This is a genomic window from Limnohabitans sp. (assembly GCF_040400975.1).
Lineage (GTDB): Bacteria > Pseudomonadota > Gammaproteobacteria > Burkholderiales > Burkholderiaceae_C > Limnohabitans_A.
The window spans coordinates 1-1150 of the sequence record NZ_JBBAPF010000137.1; the positions used below are offsets into that span (position 1 = coordinate 1).

Sequence of the window (1150 nt, forward strand, 5' to 3'; positions counted from 1 at the left end):
GTGATGTGGCGTTGATGTTGATGCTGGTGCTGATGCTGATGCTGATGCTGATGCTGATGCCGATGCTGATGCTGATGCTGACGGCGACGGTGACGGTGACGGTGATGGTGATGGCGGTGGTGATGGTGGTGGTGATGGTGATGGTGATGGTGATGGTGATTGTGATGGTGGTTGGTCTACTGCGCTCATTGGTCCTGTTGTGAGATGCATGCACGACGACAGGCGAAGATGACAAAACAAGTGAGGGAATAAATGCAGTAGCCGCTGAGAGTGAAGCCCGAAAGACAAAGCACAGACAACACGACATCTGTGTTGCAGTATTTGCCCCTGGCCTCGTGAGCCACGTCACGGACTTGCTCAACAGCTGTGCTGCGGCGCCGTCTGGTCTCTGGCGCCACGCCTCCAAGCTTGCCAGCTCTAAAGGCGAGGCGAGATTTCAACAACAGTCTGGAGTGTGCCCCCAGTCCACGCTTGGGTCTTCGACCCTTTGTTGGGCCCTTCCCATATCCACTCGCTCGCCGTGGGCACTATTGCTTCTCCATGCCAGGCAAGACCGCTGGTCTCCAAGGTTGCGTTGTGCCCTCTTGTTGCGCTGGAGTGACTGGGTGGGTTGTAGTTGGGATGCAACTGTAGATGCTTCCAGTGACTGTTGGATGCTTGCACGGTGCGCCGTGGACATGCCTTGCAGCGTAGCCACTGCTGCGTGCATTTCGGCAAGAGACGCATCCGTGAGTTGTCAGCGTTATGAGTTGAGCTAGTAAGTGTGCTCCGCTCTGCTTCGTGACGGGGACTGAGGTATTGGCGCCAGTGTAGTTGAGACTTGTCCTTCTGGTGTTGCGCCCGGTAAGCCTAGCCGAGATCGCTGGGCATATGGGCGCCATGCCGATGCGGAGGCCCCAGCCATAATGTCCACTGGAGGTTCAGGAGAGGCCGCAGACGGCATCGAGGGCGCTGCACATTTACTAGGACCAGAACAGGTGGACACTTCTCGCGTTTGCGCGAATGTGGGGAGTGGGCCCGCGGAACACACAGAGGGACAGATACTCAAGCATCAGTTCGTCGAAAGGAGGCTGCTGCTATTGCTGTTGCCGATGCACCGCCGCCCTTGGTTCTCCTTGTGAGGCCCCTGCTGTTGCTTCCTCTTCGCAGG

1 protein-coding gene is annotated in these 1150 nt (G+C 57.4%); it reads left to right on the forward strand.

From position 1 onward, the window contains the following. A partial coding sequence (locus ABWQ00_RS16205) for a hypothetical protein (RefSeq protein WP_353239691.1) occupies positions 1–203 on the forward strand: 203 nt, incomplete at its 5' end. Between the last annotated feature and the right edge of the window lie 947 nt (positions 204–1150).